Origin of the sequence: Bradyrhizobium agreste (genome assembly GCF_016031625.1) — a bacterium.
GTDB lineage: Bacteria > Pseudomonadota > Alphaproteobacteria > Rhizobiales > Xanthobacteraceae > Bradyrhizobium > Bradyrhizobium agreste.
Genome location: NZ_JACCHP010000019.1, coordinates 149,016 through 168,602 on the forward strand (window position 1 = coordinate 149,016; position 19,587 = coordinate 168,602).

At 60.2% G+C, this 19,587-nt stretch carries 19 protein-coding genes; 12 read left to right on the forward strand and 7 right to left on the reverse strand.

What is annotated here, in order from left to right:
• Nucleotides 1-3 precede the first annotated feature (3 nt).
• The 9 genes from HZZ13_RS25920 to pseF are packed head-to-tail and all read left to right on the forward strand — an operon-like array spanning nt 4 to nt 8,737.
• Complete coding sequence (locus tag HZZ13_RS25920) at nt 4-1,923, forward strand: N-acetylneuraminate synthase family protein (RefSeq protein ID WP_246504560.1); 1,920 nt, start codon at nt 4-6, stop codon at nt 1,921-1,923.
• Nucleotides 1,923-2,612: an acylneuraminate cytidylyltransferase family protein gene (locus HZZ13_RS25925; RefSeq protein WP_197962332.1), complete on the forward strand. Its 690-nt coding sequence runs from the start codon at nt 1,923-1,925 to the stop codon at nt 2,610-2,612. Before HZZ13_RS25920 ends, HZZ13_RS25925 begins: the two co-directional genes overlap by 1 nt.
• Complete coding sequence (locus HZZ13_RS25930; protein ID WP_197962333.1) at nt 2,605-3,369, forward strand: SDR family oxidoreductase; 765 nt, start codon at nt 2,605-2,607, stop codon at nt 3,367-3,369. Before HZZ13_RS25925 ends, HZZ13_RS25930 begins: the two co-directional genes overlap by 8 nt.
• Nucleotides 3,366-4,214, forward strand: a complete 849-nt coding sequence (locus tag HZZ13_RS25935; protein ID WP_311972753.1) for a sugar phosphate isomerase/epimerase family protein — start codon at nt 3,366-3,368, stop codon at nt 4,212-4,214. The genes HZZ13_RS25930 and HZZ13_RS25935 overlap by 4 nt, the downstream gene beginning before the upstream one ends.
• Nucleotides 4,211-4,972, forward strand: a complete 762-nt coding sequence (locus HZZ13_RS25940) for an SDR family NAD(P)-dependent oxidoreductase (RefSeq protein WP_197962334.1) — start codon at nt 4,211-4,213, stop codon at nt 4,970-4,972. Before HZZ13_RS25935 ends, HZZ13_RS25940 begins: the two co-directional genes overlap by 4 nt.
• 13 nt (nt 4,973-4,985) lie before the next feature.
• The gene (locus tag HZZ13_RS25945; RefSeq protein WP_197962335.1) at nt 4,986-5,825 is read left to right on the forward strand and encodes an SDR family oxidoreductase; all 840 of its coding nucleotides are present in this window, start codon (nt 4,986-4,988) and stop codon (nt 5,823-5,825) included.
• 49 nt (nt 5,826-5,874) lie between these two features.
• Nucleotides 5,875-6,876, forward strand: a complete 1,002-nt coding sequence (gene pseB / locus HZZ13_RS25950; RefSeq protein ID WP_197962336.1) for a UDP-N-acetylglucosamine 4,6-dehydratase (inverting) — start codon at nt 5,875-5,877, stop codon at nt 6,874-6,876.
• Complete coding sequence (pseC, locus tag HZZ13_RS25955) at nt 6,873-8,051, forward strand: UDP-4-amino-4,6-dideoxy-N-acetyl-beta-L-altrosamine transaminase (RefSeq protein WP_197962337.1); 1,179 nt, start codon at nt 6,873-6,875, stop codon at nt 8,049-8,051. Before pseB ends, pseC begins: the two co-directional genes overlap by 4 nt.
• Complete coding sequence (gene pseF, locus HZZ13_RS25960; protein WP_197962338.1) at nt 8,048-8,737, forward strand: pseudaminic acid cytidylyltransferase; 690 nt, start codon at nt 8,048-8,050, stop codon at nt 8,735-8,737. Before pseC ends, pseF begins: the two co-directional genes overlap by 4 nt.
• Here the strand turns inward: pseF and HZZ13_RS25965 are convergent.
• From HZZ13_RS25965 to HZZ13_RS25990, 6 genes are all read right to left on the reverse strand, one after another.
• On the reverse strand, nt 8,724-9,941 hold the full coding sequence (locus HZZ13_RS25965; RefSeq protein ID WP_197962339.1) for a sugar phosphate nucleotidyltransferase: 1,218 nt from the start codon (nt 9,939-9,941) through the stop codon (nt 8,724-8,726). The two genes, pseF and HZZ13_RS25965, sit on opposite strands and share 14 nt — an antisense overlap.
• Nucleotides 9,935-10,837 carry a GumC domain-containing protein gene (locus HZZ13_RS25970; RefSeq protein ID WP_197962340.1) on the reverse strand — a complete coding sequence of 301 codons (903 nt, stop codon included), beginning with the start codon at nt 10,835-10,837 and terminating at the stop codon, nt 9,935-9,937. The genes HZZ13_RS25965 and HZZ13_RS25970 overlap by 7 nt, the downstream gene beginning before the upstream one ends.
• A 25-nt stretch (nt 10,838-10,862) precedes the next feature.
• A complete protein-coding gene (locus HZZ13_RS25975; protein WP_197962341.1) occupies nt 10,863-12,233 on the reverse strand; it encodes a DUF6418 domain-containing protein in 1,371 nt (456 codons plus the stop codon).
• 315 nt (nt 12,234-12,548) lie between these two features.
• Nucleotides 12,549-13,472, reverse strand: a complete 924-nt coding sequence (locus HZZ13_RS25980; protein WP_197962342.1) for a hypothetical protein — start codon at nt 13,470-13,472, stop codon at nt 12,549-12,551.
• Nucleotides 13,473-13,481: 9 nt separating this feature from the next.
• On the reverse strand, nt 13,482-14,216 hold the full coding sequence (locus HZZ13_RS25985) for a hypothetical protein (RefSeq protein ID WP_210349476.1): 735 nt from the start codon (nt 14,214-14,216) through the stop codon (nt 13,482-13,484).
• Between the two features lie 174 nt (nt 14,217-14,390).
• Nucleotides 14,391-15,902 carry a lipopolysaccharide biosynthesis protein gene (locus tag HZZ13_RS25990; RefSeq protein ID WP_197962343.1) on the reverse strand — a complete coding sequence of 504 codons (1,512 nt, stop codon included), beginning with the start codon at nt 15,900-15,902 and terminating at the stop codon, nt 14,391-14,393.
• A 366-nt stretch (nt 15,903-16,268) separates the two neighbouring features.
• Between HZZ13_RS25990 and HZZ13_RS25995 the strand changes: the two genes are divergently transcribed.
• Genes HZZ13_RS25995 through HZZ13_RS26005 form a run of 3 tightly spaced genes read left to right on the forward strand, consistent with a single transcriptional unit; the run spans nt 16,269 to nt 18,638 of the window.
• Nucleotides 16,269-16,964 carry an SDR family NAD(P)-dependent oxidoreductase gene (locus tag HZZ13_RS25995; protein ID WP_197962344.1) on the forward strand — a complete coding sequence of 232 codons (696 nt, stop codon included), beginning with the start codon at nt 16,269-16,271 and terminating at the stop codon, nt 16,962-16,964.
• Nucleotides 16,961-17,704, forward strand: a complete 744-nt coding sequence (locus tag HZZ13_RS26000; RefSeq protein ID WP_197962345.1) for a metallophosphoesterase family protein — start codon at nt 16,961-16,963, stop codon at nt 17,702-17,704. Before HZZ13_RS25995 ends, HZZ13_RS26000 begins: the two co-directional genes overlap by 4 nt.
• The gene (locus HZZ13_RS26005; protein ID WP_197962346.1) at nt 17,694-18,638 is read left to right on the forward strand and encodes an ATP-grasp domain-containing protein; all 945 of its coding nucleotides are present in this window, start codon (nt 17,694-17,696) and stop codon (nt 18,636-18,638) included. The genes HZZ13_RS26000 and HZZ13_RS26005 overlap by 11 nt, the downstream gene beginning before the upstream one ends.
• A 26-nt stretch (nt 18,639-18,664) precedes the next feature.
• Here the strand turns inward: HZZ13_RS26005 and HZZ13_RS26010 are convergent, their stop codons facing one another.
• The gene (locus HZZ13_RS26010) at nt 18,665-19,540 is read right to left on the reverse strand and encodes a class I SAM-dependent methyltransferase (protein ID WP_197962347.1); all 876 of its coding nucleotides are present in this window, start codon (nt 19,538-19,540) and stop codon (nt 18,665-18,667) included.
• Nucleotides 19,541-19,587 lie beyond the last annotated feature (47 nt).

Below are 19,587 nucleotides of genomic sequence, written 5' to 3' on the forward strand. Positions count from 1 at the left end.
TTGATGACATCGCCCAAACAACCTGCTCCGGTCCGCATCGGCAACCGTCTTCTGGGCGATGGCGAACCCTGCTACGTCATCGCCGAGATCGGCAACAACCATAATGGCGATTTCGAGCGCGCCATTGCGCTGGTCGACGCCGCGGTCGCGGCCGGAGCCGATTGCGCCAAGTTCCAGATGCGCAAGCTCGACGAGGTCTATCGTGCCTCGAGTCTGTCCGGGAAAGACGACGACCTCGCCGTCGAATATACGCTCGATCTTCTGCGCCGCTTCGAGCTGCCGACCGCTCAGCAGAAGAAGATCGCCGAATATTGCGCAGCCAAGGGCATCGAGTACCTCTGCACGCCCTGGGACGCGAAGAGCGTCGCTGTGCTCGAAAGCTTCGGCGTCGAGGCCTACAAGGTCGCCTCGGCCGATCTCACCAACCTGCCGCTGCTCGCCCGCCTCACAGCCACCGGCAAGACGCTGATCGTCTCGACCGGCATGAGCACGACGGACGAGATCAAGGCCGCGGCGAAGTTCCTCGACGACCGCAATGCCAGCTATGTGCTCCTCCACTGCCAGAGCACCTATCCGGCCGCACTCCACAACATCCATTTGCGTTTCATGGAAACGCTGCGCGAGATCCATCCGGTCGTCGGCTATTCCGGCCACGAGCGCGGCATTGCCGTCTCGACGGCCGCCGTCGCACTCGGCGCCGTCGTCATAGAGCGCCACATCACGCTCGATCGCGAGATGGAAGGTCCGGACCATGCCGCAAGTCTCGAGCCGGAGGAGTTCAAGGCGCTCGTCTCCGGCATTCGCGAGGTGGAAGCGGCGCGCGGCGAGAAGCTCGCCCAGCGCGCGCTGAGCCAGGGTGAGCTGATCAACCGCGAAAACCTCGCCAAGAGCCTGGTGGCCGCGCGCGACCTGCCGGCCGGCACCGTGATCGCCGAGAGCGACATTGCCGTGAAGAGCCCGGGACAGGGCCTGTCGCCGCTGAAGATGCCGGCGCTGCTCGGCCGCAAGCTGACGCGGACAATGGCGGCCGACGACTATTTCTTCCGGAGCGATCTCAATGAAGGCGCCGCGAAGGCGCGGCGCTACCAGTTCGACCGCCCCTGGGGCGTGCCGGTGCGCTATCACGATACCGAGCGTTTCCTGGAGATTTGCGAGCCCGACATCATCGAATTCCATCTCAGCTACAGCGACATGGAGCGCGATCCGGCGGCCTATCTGTCGGGCACCTATGATCTCGGCTTCGTCGTGCATGCGCCGGAGCTGTTTGCCGGCTCCAAGCTGATGGACCTCGCAACCCCCGACGAGGCGCTGCGGCGCTATTCGCTGGAGCAAACCCAGGCGGTGATCGACATCACGCGCGGCCTGAAGAAGTTCTTTCCCAAGACCAAGCGCCCGCCCATCGTCGCCAATATCGGCGGCTTCACCATGGACGAGCCGCTGCCGCCGGAGGAGAAAGCCGAGCGCTACCGCATCTTCGCGCAGAGCTTGACCGAGCTCGACATGGACGGTGTCGAGCTGACGCCGCAGACCATGGCGCCGTTCCCCTGGCATTTCGGCGGCCAGCGCCACCAGAACATCTTCATCTTCCCGGAGGAATCGGCCGCGTTCTGCGCCAAGCATGGTTTGCGCATGTGCGTCGATATCTCCCACACCAAGCTCGCCGCCAATCACTTCGGCTTCGACTTCGCGCAAGGCCTCGCCCAGCTCGGGCCGCACACCGCGCATCTGCATTTCGGGGACGCCAAAGGCCTCGACGGCGAAGGTCTCCAGATCGGCGAAGGCGAAATCGATTTCGACGAGATCGGACAGGTGCTGCGCAAGCATGCACCGGCGGCGTCATTCATTCCCGAGATATGGCAGGGCCACAAGAACATGGGCGAAGGCTTCTGGACCGCGCTCGAGCGTCTGGAGGGACACATCTGATGGCGCGCAAGACGCTGGCCGTGATCGCCGCGCGCGGCGGCTCCAAGGGCATCCCGCACAAGAACCTGCTCGATCTCTGCGGAAAGCCCCTGATCGCCTGGACGGTCGAACAGGCCCGCGCCGCACGCGGGGTCGACGTGGTGGCGGTCTCGTCGGACAGCGACGCCATTCTCGCCGCGGCCGAGGTCGCAGGAGCCATCGGCGTGCGGCGTCCGGACGACATTTCGGGCGACCTCGCCTCCTCCGAATCCGCCTGGCTACATGCTCTCGATGCGACCGAAGCGCAAATGGGCCGGTTCGAGCGTGTCGTCGCGCTTCAGGCTACATCGCCGATCCGCGAGCCCAGCGACATCGAGAACGCGCTCGCAACCTTCGATCGCGACCATCTCGACAGCCTGCTGTCGGTCTGCGAGGTCGAGGACTATTTCAACTGGCGAATCGGCGCGAGCGGCCCGGAGCCGATCAATTACGATCATCGCAACCGCCGTATGCGGCAGCAGATCGAGAAGCGGTACCTCGAGAACGGCTCGTTCTACGTCCTCATCCCATCCCTCCTGCGCGAGCAGAATAATCGTCTCGGCGGCAAGATCGGCTTCCACGTGATGGATCGTCACAAGATGTTCCAGATCGACCGCCCCGAGGACGTCAAGCTTTGCGCCGCCATCATGCGCAGCTACGGCTATGCCTGATCTCAGCGCCTTCTCTCTCGCAGGCAAGATCGCGGTGGTCACCGGCGCCTCGCGCGGCATTGGCGCGGCGATTGCAAGCGGCCTGAAGGACGCCGGAGCCGCCGTGTTCGGCCTCAGCCGATCCGGAACCGCGCCGCAGGGCGTGCCCGCGATTGCCTGCGACCTCTCCGACGACGGCGCGATCGAAGCCGCATTTCGCACCATCGCCGCAAAAAGCGATCGCATCGACGCACTCGTGAATGCCGCCGGCATCAGTCTTCCGGCCCAAGGCAGCGAAAGCGAGCTCGCACGCTTCCGCGCCACGGTCGCAACCGATCTCACCGGCGTCTACGCCACCATCCTCGCCGCCTATCCGCTCCTGAAGAATGCGGGCTCGGCGGCGATCGTCAACGTCACCAGCATCAATTCGGTGCGCGGTTTTCCTGGTAATCCCGGTTACGTCGCGGCGAAGGCGGGGCTTGCCGGGCTGACACGCGCTCTCGCTGCCGACTACGCACCGGACGGCATCCGTGTCAACGCGCTTGCGCCGGGCTACGTCGCGACCGAGATGACCGCGAAGAGCCATGCCGATCCTGTGATGCATGAGGATCGGCGCCGCCACACCATGCTCGGCCGCTGGGGTCAGCCCGCCGACATGGTTGGTGCCGCCGTTTTTCTGGCCTCGGCAGCCTCCGCCTATGTGACCGGCCAGGAAATCTTCGTCGACGGCGGTTGGATCGCCAAGGGCCTCTCCATCAGTTCGGATAGCACATCGTGACCGCAACGCTCGAACGCATCGGCTTCATGCAGGGACGGCTGTCGGCTTTGGTCGACGGCAAGATCCAGGCATTCCCGTGGAACGAATGGCGCGAGGAATTTCCCCGCGCTAACGCGCTCGGCCTGACGCGGATGGAATGGACCATCGACCAGGAGCGGCTGCGCGAGAACCCGCTGATGACCGAGCAGGGACAACAGGAGATTCAGACGCTGGCACGCGAGAACGGCGTTCGCATCCCGAGCCTGACCGGCGATTGCTTCATGCAGGCGCCGTTCTGGAAAGTCGATGCGGTCGTGCGCGATGCCCTCGTCAACGATCTGGATCTCCTGATTGCCGCCTGCAGCCGCATTGGCATCGAGTTCATCGTGGTCCCGCTGGTCGACAACGGCAAGATCGAGCGCGAGAGCGAGAGCGACACGCTCAAGCGGGTGCTGATCGCCCGCCGCGAACAGCTGGTGAGACAGAACGTCAAGATCGTCTTCGAGTCCGATCTGCCGCCGCGCGACCTCGCCCGCTTCATGGAGGCGTTTCCGGCGGAAGTCTTTGGCATCAACTACGACAGCGGCAACAGTGCCTCGCTGGGCTACGACAGCGCCGAGGAGATCGAGGCCTACGCGCCCCGCATTCTCAATGTCCATGTGAAGGACCGTGTGCGCGGGGGCACCACCGTGCCGCTCGGCACCGGCAACGCCGATCTCGCCAAGACGATCCGGCTGATCGAGCGCTCCGGCTACAAGGGACAGTACATCCTGCAAACCGCGCGGGCCGGCGATGACGACCACGCCGGCGCGCTGGCGAAATATCGCGACATGACGGTTCGCTGGATCGAGGATGCCACGCGATGAAGCTCGAGCTGGATGATCGCGTCGCGCTCGTCACCGGCGCCAGCCGTGGGATCGGGCTCGCGATCGCGACGACGCTCGCCGCAGAAGGCGCCAGAGTAGCGCTCGCGGCGCGCGGCGCAGACGCGCTCGATGCCGCGCGGGGTGCGGTCGGCGGCAGCACGTCGGTACATGTGGCTGATGTCACCGATGCGGCCGCCGCAGCAAGGCTGCTGCACGAGGTCGAACGACAGTGGGGGCGCCTCGACATCCTCGTCTGCAACGTCGGCAGCGGCGCTTCCGTGCCGCCCGGGCAGGAAAATGCTGCGGAATGGTCGCGGGTGATGGACCTCAATCTCTTCGCCACGACCAACATGATCGAGGCCGCACGGCCGTTGATGGCGCGCGGCAGCGGCGACCGGTCGATCGTCTGCATCTCCTCGATCGCCGGCATGGCGGCGCTGGGCGCGCCCGTCACCTACTATGCCGCGAAGGCGGCGCTGAACGCGACCGTGCGCGGGCTGGCGCGACCGCTGGCGCTCGAGGGCATCCGCATCAATGCGGTCGCGCCCGGCAACATCCTCGCAGCGGACGGCACCTGGGCGCGCAAGCTCGCCGAGAACAGGGCCGCAGTCGAGGACATGCTTGTTCGCGAGGTGGCTCTGCGCCGGCTGGGGAAGCCGGAAGAGGTCGCCGACCTCGTCTCGTTTCTCGCCTCGCCGCGCGCGGCGTTCATCACCGGCAGCGTCATGGTCGCCGACGGCGGCCAATTGCGCAGCTGAACAGGAGCTCCCGATGGCAAGCCCGTCCTCACGCTATGACCTGACCGGCCGCACAGCTCTCGTGACCGGTGCAGGCGGCCTGCTCGGCCGGCAGCATGTCGTCGCACTCTCCGAGGCCGGCGCGCGCGTCGTCGTTACCGAAGTCGGGCTTGCGCAGGCCGAAGCCGCCGTTGCCGCACTCGAGCAGACTGCGCCATCCGCCGACCTGATCGCGCTTGCGATCGACGTCACCACACTCGATTCGGTGCACGCTGCGCACGAGCAGCTTTCCGGCCGCGGCGTCTCCATCGACATCCTCGTCAACAACGCGGCGATCGACCCCAAGGTGACCTCCGCACCCGGCGTGATGCATTCCTCCCGCTTCGAAGCGTTTCCGGTGCCGCAATGGCAGACCGAGATCGCCGTGGGCCTGACCGGCGCGATGCTGTGCGCCCAGGTGTTCGGCAGCGCAATGGCATCGCGTGGCCGCGGCGTGATCCTCAACATCGCCTCCGATCTCGGCGTGATCGCGCCGGACCAGCGGCTGTACCGCCAGCCGCAGGTGACACGCGAGGAGGAGCAGCCGGTGAAGCCGGTGACCTACTCGGTGATCAAGCACGGATTGATCGGGTTGACGAAATACCTGGCGACCTACTGGGCCGAGCGCGGCGTGCGCGTAAACGCGATCTCGCCCGGGGGCGTGTTCAACAACCAGGACCCGGCCTTCGTCGAACGACTGACCCGCCTGATTCCGATGGGCCGCATGGCCAAAGTGGACGAATACCGTGCGGCCGTGCAGTTCCTCTGCTCGGATGCATCGAGCTACATGACAGGCCAGAACCTGGTGATGGACGGCGGCAGGAGCGTATGGTAACCAGCGGCATTCTCCCCACTCCAGACAACGATCCGGCGCAAGAGCGAGCATGTTCAATCAAAAAGCCATTCTGATCACTGGGGGCACAGGATCGTTCGGAAAGAAGTTCGTCGGCTGCCTGCTGAGGGACTTCAAGCCGCGTCGTGTCGTCGTGTATTCGCGCGACGAGCTGAAGCAGTACGAGATGCAGCAGGAGTTCGATCAGCCTGCAATGCGCTATTTCATCGGCGACGTCCGTGACGGTGAGCGCCTCCGCTCGGCCATGGAAGGGATCGACTTCGTCGTTCACGCCGCTGCCTTGAAGCAGGTGCCGGCCGCCGAATACAATCCCATGGAGTGCATCAAGACCAACGTCCATGGTGCGGAGAACGTGATTCAAGCCGCGCTCGCGGCGAACGTCGAGAAGGTGATCGCGCTCTCCACGGACAAGGCTGCGCAGCCGATCAATCTCTACGGCGCGACCAAGCTGGCCTCGGACAAGCTGTTCATTGCCGCCAACAACATGGCTGGCGGCCATCGTACGGCTTTTGCCGTGGTGCGGTACGGTAACGTCGTCGGTTCGCGCGGTTCGATCGTACCGCTGTTCAACAAGCTGATCGCCGAAGGGACGGATCATCTGCCGATCACCGATCCGCGGATGACGCGGTTCTGGATCTCGTTGCAGCAGGGCGTTGATTTCGTGATCAAGAGCTTCCAGCGCATGTCGGGCGGCGAGATTTTCGTTCCGATGATCCCTTCCGTCCGTATTCCGGATCTGGCTGCGGCAATGGCCCCAACGCTGCCGACCCGGATGATCGGCATCCGTCCGGGCGAAAAGCTCCATGAGGTCATGTGCCCGACCGACGATTCGCATCTGACGGTGAAGTTTCACGATCATTTCGTGATCAAGCCGACGATCAAATTCTTCCGTCGCGATGTGGACTATCTCACGAACCAGATCGGCGAACGCGGCGAGCCGGTTCCCGATGGCTTCGAGTACAATTCTGGTCGAAACGACCACTTCCTCGATCCCGCCGAGATCCGGGACTTCAACAAGATCGCTCTGCAATGATCCCCTACGGGCGCCAGGACATTTCCGCCGAGGACATCGACGCAGTCACGCAGGTGCTGCAGTCGGACTGGCTGACCCAAGGACAGGCCGGGCCCCGCTTCGAGCAGGCGATGGCGGCATACTGCGGTGCTGGCAGTGCGATCGCGGTCTCGAATGCGACGGCAGCGCTTCATATCGCCTGTCTCGCCCTTGATCTCGGTCCGGGCGACATCCTCTGGACCGTCCCGAACACGTTCGTAGCGTCGGCCAATTGTGCGCTCTATTGCGGTGCTAGCGTCGACTTCGTCGACATCGATCCGCGCACTTACAACATGAGTGTGGCTGCACTCACGGAGAAGCTGGCGCAGGCAAGCAGCCAAGGGAAATTGCCTAAGGTGGTGATCCCCGTCCACTTCGCGGGCCAGTCCTGCGAAATGGCGGAGATCCGCGCGCTCGCTGATCGTTATGGCTTCCGCATCATCGAAGATGCCTCGCACGCGGTCGGCGGCGAATATCGGGGGCGGAAGATCGGAGCAGCGCAGCTCAGCGACATTGCAATCTTCAGCTTCCATCCGGTGAAGATCATCACAACCGGCGAAGGAGGCATGGCGCTCACCAATGACTCAAGGCTTGGGGAGCGACTTGCCTATCTGCGCACCCACGGCATTGTACGCCCCGTCCAGACTGATCCGCCTGAAGCGGATCGCTCCAACGAAGACCGGCATGGCCCCTGGACGTACGAGCAGATCGAGCTCGGACTGAACTATCGCATGACCGACATTCAGGCTGCACTTGGCGCCAGCCAGCTTGCCCGCCTCGACGCCTTTGTCGCGCGCCGGCGTGAACTTGCCGCGCGCTACGATACCTTGCTCGCTGGGCTGCCGGTGACCTGTCCTTGGCAACACCCCGACACAAATTCCGCCTGGCACCTCTACGTGATCCGGCTGCGGCGAAACGAGATCAAGCTCACCCGACGTCAGGTCTTCGAAGCATTGCGCGCCGCCGGCATCGGCGTCAACGTGCACTATATCCCGGTGCACACCCAGCCCTATTATCAGCGCCTCGGCTTCCGCACCGGCATGTTTCCGGAAGCTGAAAGCTACTACCACGACGCCATTACGTTGCCGCTGTTTTCGAAGATGACGGAAGCAGAACAGGACACCGTCGTCAGCGCACTCACGAAGATCCTCTCGTGAAGATCGCGGTCATTCCGGCGCGCGGCGGAAGCAAGCGGATTCCCCGCAAGAACATCCGTCCGTTCTGTGGTAAACCTATCATCTCGTACTCGATCGATGCAGCGCGCGAGAGCGGCCTGTTCGACGAGATCATCGTGTCCACGGATGACGAGGAGATCGCAGCCCTGTCGCGCCAACTGGGCGCGACGACGCCGTTCATTCGGCCGAGGGAGATTGCCGACGATTTCACCGGCACCAATGCAGTCGTCAAACATGCCGTCACTTGGTTTCTCGAACGAGGAAGTCAGATCAGCCACGCCTGCTGCATCTACGCCACCGCTCCGCTGATTCAGCCGCGCTATCTGCGCGAGGGGCACGACGCCCTCACCCGCTCGGACGCGACCTTTGCCTTTTCCGTCACCAGCTACGCATTTCCGATTCAGAGGGCCCTGCGCATCACGAGCACAGGACGGGTAGACGCCTTCTATCCTGAACACCGTCTGACCCGCTCCCAGGATCTCGAGCCGGCCTTCCACGACGCGGGACAGTTTTACTGGGGCACCGCGCGCGCCTTCCTCGACGACGTTCCCGTGTTCTCGCCGAGATCTATTGGCATAGTGCTCCCGCGTGTGCTGGTACAAGACATCGACACGCTGGAGGACTGGGACCAAGCGGAACTCATGTTCCGCGCCCTCAGAGGGATCTGACGCCGGCGACCTCCTGATCCCGACCCTTGCCGAGCAGCAGCCGAATGAATGTCTCGAGATTGCGGCCCTTGAACAGATGCCCCGCAATGCCGGCTGCAACCGCCGCCTGGACTTCGTGAGAATGATTGCCGACCAGGAGGCTCGATTCGATTTGCAACGGCCAGGCGGCGAAGCAATCGAGGATCATGCCCGGCTTGCGCCGGTCGCTGGCGCGACGCCACTGCTCCACAGCTCCATCTTCATGGTACCGGCAGTGTTGGAATTCGTCGATGTGGGCGCCGATCTTTGCGAGTTCGTGGCTCATCCGGTCGTGGAGCTTATGAACCGCATCGCCCCCATAACAATTACTCGCATCGCCCGACTGGTTGGTCACAACGAAGGTGAGATAGCCCCGATCATTGCACAGCTTGATGGCTTCACGCGCTCCGGAAATCCAGTTGAAATCCTGGATCCGTTGCACATGCGCGTTGTCGACGCTCAGCGCGTCATCGCTGAAGAATACGGCGGGGCGACGCATTCTTGCTGGAAACTCGCGCTGGGCCCGCTCCAGATCCTCGGGAATGCCGATGTCGATAAAAAAGCCCTCATAGACGGCTGCTTCTAACTGCCCCATCTCGATCAGCCGGGGAAACACCGACTGTTCGAGCGAGCACGGCAGCTGGTCGATCAGATCGAGGATTCTGCGGTCGATGCGATAGATACCCGCGTTGATCGGCCCGTTCGGTTGCGTTCCCGGTGCCTGAAAGCGCCTGACGCTGCCCCGCTCAAGCAGGACACGGCCGTAGCGATCGCCCGGATGCTCCTTCTTCAGGGCAACTCGGACCATCGTCGCGGAGCCAAAGGCTGCGAGGTCGAGCAGGTTGAAGTCAAAGAATGAGTCACCGTTGAGGAGAAGGAACTGCGGCTCCAGCTTAGCGGCCGCGTGCTTCAGCGCCCCACCGGTGCCCAATTGCGTTGGCTCACATATCACCGAGACCGCAGCACGACGCCATGTTCTGCCATGATAGCGCTCGACCACCTGCTCGGCACGGTGTCCCGCCAGAAGTAATATTTTCTCGATGGTGGGATAGCGCGAGACCTGATCGAGGATATACTCTAGGAAAGGCTTGCCGCCGACGTCCAGCAGCGGCTTGGGGACCGCGCGAGTCCGCTCGCCCAGCCGGGTCCCGAGGCCGCCAACGAGTATGACAGCTTGCGTCAGCACGGGGCGCTCTCCCCTCGGCTGAGCGTTTTGTCTGCGCCCGGGACGGGATTGGGAGAGTCGGGCCGCGATTGGCGTATGAGCGCATATAGCAAGCCCGCCAGGAGCGTCAGCCCGCCGAAAACGAACATCGCCATGATCGGTCGGGGCGACACCTGCCTGGGCGTGACGAAGGCACCGTCGATCAAAGCTGCGGGATAAGTTCGCCACGAGCCAAGCCGCGACTCAAGCGCGAGCCGCTCAGCCCTCAACGCAGCCAGTCTCTCTCCCGTACGCTGCATCAGGTTGAGCAGCCAAACCGCGCGTAGAGCAGATGCGTCGGAACCACTGGAGTTCGACTCGGACGTCGTCTTCACCAGTGTCTCCACCCTTTCCCGCGTCTGAAGCAAATCGCTCACGTGCGCGTCGATGGCGGCAAGCTGCGCATTGATACTGGCAAAGAACGACGCACGAACTCCTTCCCGATCTTCATTCAACAGACGCACGATGATGGCGAGCGCGTGCTGCACGTCCTGGGCGTCAGCGGCCTGGACGCTGATCAGCATTGCATCCGCCCCTTCGGGCCGCGCCGCTAGGCTTGAGGAGATCAATCGAGTGCTTCGGTCAGCTTTGTCCGGAAAGCCCATCGATTGCGCCACACGTTGCTTGAAGGACGACGAATTGACCTGTGAAACGAGAGCTTGCAAATTCATCGGTTCGGCGCCGTCGAGACGGCCGCCCCGCACGATCACCTGCGCTTCATACGCCGGAGGAAATCGGCTCGCAACGAGGAAAGCTAGCACGATTGTTGCTGCCGTCATGCCAACCAGCAGCAACCATCGCTTGCGGACAGCCTGAACGAAGAACAGCAGCAAGCCGCCCAAGTACGGGTCGAAGTTCAAGATTCGCTGCTCGCTCATTTCTCAGGGCTCCAACCAGCTGAAATCAGTAAATTGGACGAAGCGGCTGCGGATCCGGTGTCATGCTGGATCGCCACCTTTCCTCGGTTACGTAGACGATCAACGCGACTGCAACTTTTGTCGCAAAGGTCCACTGAATGAAGGAATTCGCCATACCCGTCACGACACCGATCGACATCGCATAAAGTAACGGCGTAAGGAAGACGCAAGTCACGAAACGTTCCTGGACGATACAGCGCGTGAGCAGAAACATGAACTCCGAAAATGCGATCGCAGAAAGCAAAACCAGCAAGAACCCGCCGATTGGGCCGCCGAGTTCAAAACAGAGTTCAGGCCAGCCCCCAGTATAGGCGGAGCCCTGCTGCAAGATGAAGTGCGCGCGCTCAAGCGGCAGCGCCTGTTCCATGAGAAACTGCATGGTCGAGTTTCGGGTCGGGTCGAATGGGTTGATGAAGAGCTTGTGGAAGGCCAGAGCTCCGTCCCAGCTACCTTGCACGAACACACGCTCAAACGTCGCCCACCACATCTCACCTTGCTGAACCAACAGCCGCTGCGACAGCTTGGAAGTCAGCGTAGCCCCCTCGAATCCGCGAACGAAAACATAGGAATAAGCGAGGGCCATGACCGTCATCACCAATAGAACGCCGCCGGCAATTCCGATTTTGCGAAAGACTGAAGCCCCCGATAGCTTGCCCTTGGATCGGCTGGATGCCTGCTCGATGAAAAGAACAGCGCCGATCGGGATCAAAAAGAACGAAGTAGAGGCGTAAAATGATGAGAAACGGTGCCCTACCAGAAATAGGTACAAGAGCATGGTCGCGAATAGAAACGCGAATCTGCGATCAAAAGACTTGCCGCTCAACACCGGCGCTACGAAGAATGAGCCGAGTTGGAATGCCAGCATGTTTCCCCACTCGATAAGACGTACGTGCAAGGGCCCACCATATTGCTGGGAATAGTCGTAACGTTCCATCGCGACGAATAGCGGGATGGGCCCCCTCACCACAAGTTCAATCCACAGCCCGAGCATGAACAAAACCACGGACCAAAAAGCCAGTTCGGAGATCCGAACAGGTGTTCCGGGCGGTAAAACCGGCGATGTCGCCTCAACGAGTCTCTGCACTCGCCGGCCGCGGAACGAGAACAGCATTGCTGCGATCACGAGACCCTGTGAGATTGCAATCGGAACCGCAGCCGTGCCGGGTCCAATCTCCGTTTCCAACTGCTCTGAGAAAACCGGCCCGAACAAATCGACATACAATACCGAGACAAGCCGTCCTGCAAACGCAAAAAGTGGAAAGAAGTAGATCATCGCGAGCGCCGGACACCTGAACGCAACCCAAGCCATCGCAGCCAGCATCGTGCCGGCAGCAATCACGCTCAGTGGCGCAAACATCACGAACTCCGTGCTCAAGGGTTGAAGCTCTCTGTCTCCGGCTCATGCGCGATAGACATAGCCATTCCCCTGGCCGACCGCTTGAGGTCCGATAAGACACATATGGAGCATTGAGCATCCATAGCGCTCGGAAAAAGGCCGGAGACGAACGTTCCGCTAGCCGCACCCGAACCGTTCGCGCGCCCTGTCATTCCGACAACCATTGCGCGAACACGAATTCCAAAGCCGGGGATCCCAAAAGGGGCATCCAAAGAGGCAAGAAGATGGTTCGCCGGAATGGCGACTGCTGTTTTGGACGATACCGGATCAAAGCGATCAATGCTGCAAAATCCCGGCAAGATTCATATGAGCGGGCCGGGAATGTTCGATCCCTAGGAGGGTTCGACGATTGTCATTTGAGCGTTGCAGATGAAGACTTGCCAGCGTGACACCTAGGCAGGTGGTGACGGTCGTCCCCCTGCCGCCAAACGGCTTCAGGAAATCAAATACCTTGTTGCCAAAGATGTCCGCAATAGACATCTCACGGGCACCCAACGGAGAGATTTCCCCAAAATCACCTTCGAGCCGTTCTCCGTCCCCGCGGATCAAGACAGTTTTCGGGCTCGCCGCAAAGGCGTACTCCGGGTCGGAAGAATGGTTGATCAGCATAAGGCTGCTCACCACATCATTCGTCGCGATCACCTTCGGATTGATACCGGTGAACCCGATGTGGGATTTAAGTCGACCTTCATTCAACGGCCGCGCGAATGCGCCTGTCCGATAGATCGCCACATTGTCTTGATCGACGTAGGTCATTGAAAAACTAGCCGGCGAAGAGCGATTACCGTCCATCCGCCCCCGCGACATCACTGCAACAACGAGATAGTCATCATCGGGCAGCTTTAGATCCGCCAGAAGCCTCGACAGATCAATCTCAAAGGATGCCCTCGGCGCGTAGGCTGATGGGACCTCGTAGGATGTCAAATAGTCGCCGCTGCGAGACAATATGTGCAGCCTGAACCGCAGCTTCCGGCTGAATCCCGATGCGACCAGACTCGTCAACTCCGGCCCCAGATCCTTCAAGGACTCGACAAATTTCTTCTTCAAGCTGCCTGCAACGAGGTCCCGCATGTAACGCAGAGTCAATGGCCGGTACCAGATCGGTATAGAGAGTCCAAGCCTGCATTCAAGCCCGGCGAAAGTCGGGAGAATGAATCGCGGCTCGTAGGGCTTCCAAGGCGGCTTCGGAAATCGGCTCACTGCGCTATCCTAGAAATGATGCAAGCTGAACTTGCCATTCGCGAACTGGTAGAAGCTGAATGGACTTGCCAGGTTGACACCGCTGATCTCAAGAGCAAACGCAACTGCAGATCCGACAAGTTGCCGGGCAACCGGGAAAAGCTCAAGTGTATCGATGCGGCGAGCTCCCATCGGTCGAATCTTAGGAAGCTTCTGCTCAGCAAGGACAGCACCATCGAGCGCAATCAACCTCGCCGTCCCCATACCGTCGCATCCCGGTGCCATGCAGGGATTGATGACGATGACGCCTGATTGCTCGACGAACTTTGACAGATATGTCTGCGCCCAAGCCGGCGTCGGGAACTCTGTCAAGGTGACCGGCTCTCGCTCATGCGACAAACTGATCGCGCCCTGCTGGGAATAGTACTGCGCATAATACCCGGTTGTGACTCTCTTTCCAGGTCGGACCTTTGCCTCGCCCTTCGGCATCAAAGTGACCGCTACGGTCCCGGAAATGCTCGAGCACAATTGAGAGGTCTTCAACTGCAACTGGCCATCCAACCCGAGCTCTTCGTCGAAGTGCCCGACCTGGGTCCCGTCCCTATCGAACAACCACACATGCACCTGAGCTTCCCGAGACCCCTTCAAGAATGTGGAAAAATAGTTGAACGCACAAACCTCGGTCTCAACGACATCATCGTTGCGGAGGTACAGGACCGACGGGGGATATCCCCTCGCGACCGCTTCGGCAACTTCAAGTTCCATAGCTATTCATCTCGTCGCTTGATGGGCCTGGGATTCTTCACTAACATCTCTTCTCCCTCAACGACTTAGTCGCCCTGCCCGCCCGAGGTCTGTTTACGCTAGGAAAGCAAAAGGAAGCAACTTGGCATTGCACAGGTGCATCCAGGTCGTAACTCATACGCTGCCCCAGAGAGTTCACCGGTTCGTCATTATTCGCACAAATCGCCCGAGCATCAGTCGCTCATCCCTCGTTAGAATGATCATAAAGCTTAGGCTCCAGGCTGCCAAACAGCCCAGTGCGCCGAATATAACGAGTTCAGCAAGATTACCAGGGTAGTGGATATATTTGCACGCGACCACAAGGGCTGCAAGTATAGCTGCCACGGCCGCATGCCTGACCAGCTGCCTCCAAAATAGAGAGCCACGGAGGTCCATTTCAGACAGCATGTAGTGCGCAAACACTGGCACGAATAAGATGTGCGAGACAGCCCATCCAAAAATGAACGCACGCTCCTGGAACCAAAGGAGCGTCATTCCTATCAAGAGATATTGGGTCAGGACCTGCAGGTACAAGAGCCGGGTGTTGTAGCGGAGGAAGTCCGATCTGACCATCAGCGCGGCCTGTCCTCCTCCAAGCAGAATGGTCGTCGCAGGAACACATAGCGAGAGCGCTAGCCATTGCCATCGCTCGGCATTTTGCGGCCCGACCCATAGATACAGTATCTGCTTCGACAAAAGAGCCATCACAATCAGAACGGGCAACGCAATCGCACCGGGAAAGACTAGGCTATTCCGTCCAAGGATTTGAAGGCGCCGCGAATCCGACGCTTCTTCGATGCGAGCAGAAATCGGAAGGATTGCAGAGTAAAGGGGGGCCATGATCGCCTTTAAGAAGCGAGGCAGTCGCGTAATCAGATCAAAAGTCCCAACCTCTGCAGGACTGAATAGAATGCCAATAGCAAGCGGTGCCGCTGTATGCTGCAACACGCCGACTATCCTGCCGTTGAACATTAGCCAGCTGCGATAAAGGATATCCCTGCGACTAGCGCCTCCCCATGCGACGAACCGTAGCGGCGTCGGGAGTGCAAGCCTGCATACGACAACTGCCAGCACCAAATATTTCGCGATGATCGTGGTGGCGAGGTATGAGTACGCAATTAGTTCAAACGGCGCCCCGCGCCAAATGGCTAGATAGATCGAAGCGACGTAAAGTACGTTGGTCGCGACTTCCGTCAACCGTAACCAGCCGTACTCCTCAAATCCCTTAAGCGCTCCTTCCGTAACGAGGCCCAAGAAGGCGATTGGAAGCACCAGCGCAGTAACTTCAAGGATAGAATTGAACGCTTCAACCTCATTGGGTACAACCTTGAAAATTGCCGCGAGCGACTCACTCGAAATCCAGAGTGCAATGCCTGAAATGGTTCCAGTCACCGCCGCGATTACAGTTAGTAGCGAAACCTTCTCACTCGCGGCGCGCCAATCGCCGACTCGCCCTCGCGCAATCGCTTGAGTGGCCGTTTCCGAAAACCCGAAGTCCAATAATGACAAAAACCCACCCGGCAGGAACGCCCGCGCGAGCACAATTAGACCCAGCACGCTGAGACTGTAAGACCGCGCAATCAAGCCGACGGCCAGCAGCCCCAATACGCCTGCAAACCCGTAAGCCACAGCCGAAATAGCCGTGTTCTGCAAGAAACGTTGCAGCATCGTCAATTCGCCTCGCCATCGGCTTATTAAGGGCCCGCAGCTAGCATAGACGCAGGTCATTCACCATTCCGGATTCGGGGGGAGCCCGCAATGATTAGAACCCTCTCGCCTTGCGTTCCAAGGTGCTCACCTTCGGCCAACTCCGCAGCTCGCTTACGGTATTATACTACTTATTTAGCACGCATGGTTTGACCCCGATTTGGCTTACAGCCCCGCGACGGGTTGCCCCGGGGCGGCGGGCGAACGAAGTCACAGGTCACCTTCTTCTTGCGCGACACTCGCAGATCGTTGGCGACACCCCCGACCGAGTCTTGCAAAGCAGCTCCTATCGGTGAATACCGAAGGATGTAAGAAGAGAAGATCCTCATGGAGCAACAGCGCGCGATCATCGTTACTGGAGCCTCACGTGGTCTTGGCTTTGAATTGCTCGACCTGCTTATTGCGGCTGACGCACGACCGATGGCGTTAGGTCGGCGTCTAGATCCGCGGCATGAGGCCGCCGCAGCCAAGAACGCTTGCACCTTCGTGGCAGCGGACTTTTCCGAGTTGCCAAGCCTCGATAAAATCGATCTTGCCAGTGCTTTGCCGCAAACCGTCGATGAGATCGTCCTGATCAGCAATGCCGGTACGGTCGAGCCGATCGGCACGCTGGGCTTCATCGATTCCGGCGCGCTGGTAAAGGCCTTCGAAGTCAATGCCCTTGCGCCGGCGATCCTGGCGCGCAAGCTGCTCGCGGTGGCCGACGCGCAGGGGATCAGGTTGCGTGTCCTCAACATAAGCACGGGAGCGGCGCACCGTGCGTTGCCCGGACTTGCTTCATACTGCGCAAGCAAGGCCGCGGCCGCGATGATCTTTGATTGCTTCGCCGCCGAGCGACTCGACGTTGTTGTCGAGCACATCGATCCAGGCGTACTGAACACCGACATGCAAATCGTGCTACGGAGTGCTGCCGATCAGGCCTTGCCGGTGCGACACATGTTTTTGAGCTTCGAGGCCGAAGCCAAGCTACGGCATCCACGCGATGTTGCCCGTGAAATCCTTGCGCGAGCCGGGCTGCTATGAAGATTGCGGTGCTCGCCGATATCCACGGCAATGCTGGGGCTCTACGTGCGACACTTGTCGAGGCGCGTAAGAGCGGTATTCAGTATCTGATCGTGCTGGGAGATCTCATTGGCTATTACTATGCCGCAAGCGAAGTGCTTGAAGAGTTGCGGCAGTGGCCTTTCGTTGCGATCCGAGGCAATCACGAACGGATGTTCGCCGAAGCTCTCAGGAGCGACCGCGCCATGCAGACATACCAAGAACGATACGGCAGCGCGCTGGATTTAGCTGCAGCAACGCTCGAGCCGCAAGATTGCGATTGGTTGATCCGCTTGCCCGACCGGGCGACAATTCATCTGGGAGGCCTTGCACTGGAGCTGTGCCACGGCTCGCCACGCGATCCCGATGAGTATGTTTATCCCGATTCGAGCGCCGCCACACTGGACGCCTGCCGAGTAGCCGGTGCGGATCTCGTGCTGATGGGACACACGCACTATCCCATGCTTAATGCCGGAGCACGCCCCGTGCTCCTCAATCCTGGCTCAGTGGGTCAGGCGCGCGACCGCGGAGGGTTTGCGTGCTGGTGCAGCATCGACACGTCAACGCGCGCCATGGAGATCAAGCGCACACCGTACGACACGCGTCCTCTCGCCGAAGAAGCGCGTCGACGCGATCCTCATCTGCCCTATCTTGCGGAGGTGCTCGAGCGAAGCAATCCGACAGCCGATTCGACAAAGACAGGGCCGCGAGATGATCTATGATACGATGCTGATAACTGGGTGCGGCGGCGATATCGCGTTGGCTCTGTGTCGCATTGCGCGTGAAGCAGGCGTCGTGCGCCGGCTCATCGGCTGCGACATCCATGCCGATCACGCGGGGCTCGCCTTCTTCGATGTATGCGAAGTGGCGCCGCGGGCAAACGACCATTCATATCTCGAAGCACTTCAACGAATCGTCGTTGACCACCGCGTGGATGTGATCGCACCCATGTCGGAAGCAGAGATCGCAGTCTTGCTGGCAGCTGGCCACCTTGATGCCTTCGCCGGCGTACAGGTTCTGGCCGCAAACCCGCTCGCCGTCGAAACTGGTCTCGACAAATATGCAACGTTCAATCGACTTGCCGAGCACGGACTTGGGGTCCCCTGGACCCGCATCGTCGGAGAAGCGCCGCCCATCGCATTGCCGTGCATTCTAAAGCGAAGGCGCGGCCAAGGCAGCAAAGACCTGCAGCAGGTCAACACGGAGGAAGACGTCGAAATCGCCACGCGAACACGGGCCGGCGACTTGTGGCAGGAGTTGCTGTTGCCGAGCGACCAGGAATATACCTGTGGCCTGTACCGCAGCCGTTCGGGCGAAACCCGTATGATCGCGCTCCGCCGTCGGCTGCAGGGCGGACTAACCGGCGCAGCCGTGGTCGCGGACAGTACGCCGTTCCGCCTACAACTCCATGGCATCGCGGACGCGATTAAGCTCAATGGCTCGATTAACGTGCAACTTCGACTGACGGCCGATGGCCCAAAAGTGTTTGAGATCAATCCGCGCTTTTCGAGCACGGTCCGTTTCCGTCACAAACTCGGCTTTCAGGACTTCATCTGGTCCTTGCTCGATTCACGTGGGCTTCCAATCGGACCATATTATCCACCGTCTCCTGGCAAACGGATGTACCGATGCGCGGATGAAATCATCATCGATTGACGGAGGCGCGTTTCAGGACCGGTAGATCAGGGCCACCGCACCACGATACAAATATCCCTACCCAATCCCGCCGCGAATATCGACCTGAACAACGCGAGCCTGGCTTCGACGTCGACGCTACATGCATAGCGAAAGAACTTTCGTCGCAAGGAATGCGCGAATGGACCAAGCTTTCTGTCGTTGTAGTAGTTGAAAGCTTCTTCCATCAAAAGATGATCAATTGGGTAGTCGCCAAAGCAATCGACGACGGAGAAGCCGTTGCGCCTGCCAAGCTCAGGTAGCGTTTTGGTCGTGAAATAATGCAGGTGTACCGGTGGCACGAAGATCGGAAGCTCTTCCTTGCTGACATCGCCGAATATGATCGAATGAAGCGTCGAGAAATCGTTCGGAACTTCGATAATTGCCAGCCCTCCGGGAGATAGGTAGGAGCCGACGCGCGTCATGATGATGTCTGGATCAATGACGTGCTCGATGACGTTCTTGCAATAAACCAGGTCAAACGAAACGTGTTCGAAGTAGCGCTGAGATCCAATGTCCCCGGCATGGAAATGGTCCACGTTATTTTCGATCAGATCGCGATTTTGCCGTTCAATGCCCACGAGAGAGTGGTCCACACCGAAAATACTGAAGCCGCGTCGATGCGCCGACTTCAGGAAGAACCCTTCCCCGCACCCGAGATCAATCGCATTTCCCTTGGAAACGCCATGAGCCGTCGCGAAGTCCAATGCGACGCTTGCGCGATCGTCGAAATAGTCCAGCTCCGCTTGATCATACTCCTTCTTGTATTGCCCTGTCGGGTCTTGATAATAGGATTCTCGATAGTGTTTCTCGATCTCCGCGATGGTGGGCATCGGATCAGCTGAATGGCCATACAAGGAGGGAACGCATTGGTATTTTGGCATCGGTTACTCGTAAAAGTATCAAGGCATTTCTGGCAGGTGTCGGCCCT

Coding starts and splice junctions, on each gene's coding strand:
- HZZ13_RS25920 (WP_246504560.1), top strand. CDS start 4: ATGACATCGCCCAAACAACCTGCTCCGGTCCGCATCGGCAACCGTCTT.
- HZZ13_RS26010 (WP_197962347.1), bottom strand. CDS start 19,540: ATGCCAAAATACCAATGCGTTCCCTCCTTGTATGGCCATTCAGCTGAT.
- HZZ13_RS25995 (WP_197962344.1), top strand. CDS start 16,269: ATGGAGCAACAGCGCGCGATCATCGTTACTGGAGCCTCACGTGGTCTT.
- HZZ13_RS25940 (WP_197962334.1), top strand. CDS start 4,211: ATGAAGCTCGAGCTGGATGATCGCGTCGCGCTCGTCACCGGCGCCAGC.
- HZZ13_RS25975 (WP_197962341.1), bottom strand. CDS start 12,233: ATGTTTGCGCCACTGAGCGTGATTGCTGCCGGCACGATGCTGGCTGCG.
- pseC (WP_197962337.1), top strand. CDS start 6,873: ATGATCCCCTACGGGCGCCAGGACATTTCCGCCGAGGACATCGACGCA.
- HZZ13_RS25925 (WP_197962332.1), top strand. CDS start 1,923: ATGGCGCGCAAGACGCTGGCCGTGATCGCCGCGCGCGGCGGCTCCAAG.
- pseB (WP_197962336.1), top strand. CDS start 5,875: ATGTTCAATCAAAAAGCCATTCTGATCACTGGGGGCACAGGATCGTTC.
- HZZ13_RS25985 (WP_210349476.1), bottom strand. CDS start 14,216: ATGGAACTTGAAGTTGCCGAAGCGGTCGCGAGGGGATATCCCCCGTCG.
- HZZ13_RS25970 (WP_197962340.1), bottom strand. CDS start 10,837: ATGAGCGAGCAGCGAATCTTGAACTTCGACCCGTACTTGGGCGGCTTG.
- HZZ13_RS25930 (WP_197962333.1), top strand. CDS start 2,605: ATGCCTGATCTCAGCGCCTTCTCTCTCGCAGGCAAGATCGCGGTGGTC.
- HZZ13_RS26005 (WP_197962346.1), top strand. CDS start 17,694: ATGATCTATGATACGATGCTGATAACTGGGTGCGGCGGCGATATCGCG.
- HZZ13_RS25990 (WP_197962343.1), bottom strand. CDS start 15,902: ATGCTGCAACGTTTCTTGCAGAACACGGCTATTTCGGCTGTGGCTTAC.
- HZZ13_RS26000 (WP_197962345.1), top strand. CDS start 16,961: ATGAAGATTGCGGTGCTCGCCGATATCCACGGCAATGCTGGGGCTCTA.
- HZZ13_RS25945 (WP_197962335.1), top strand. CDS start 4,986: ATGGCAAGCCCGTCCTCACGCTATGACCTGACCGGCCGCACAGCTCTC.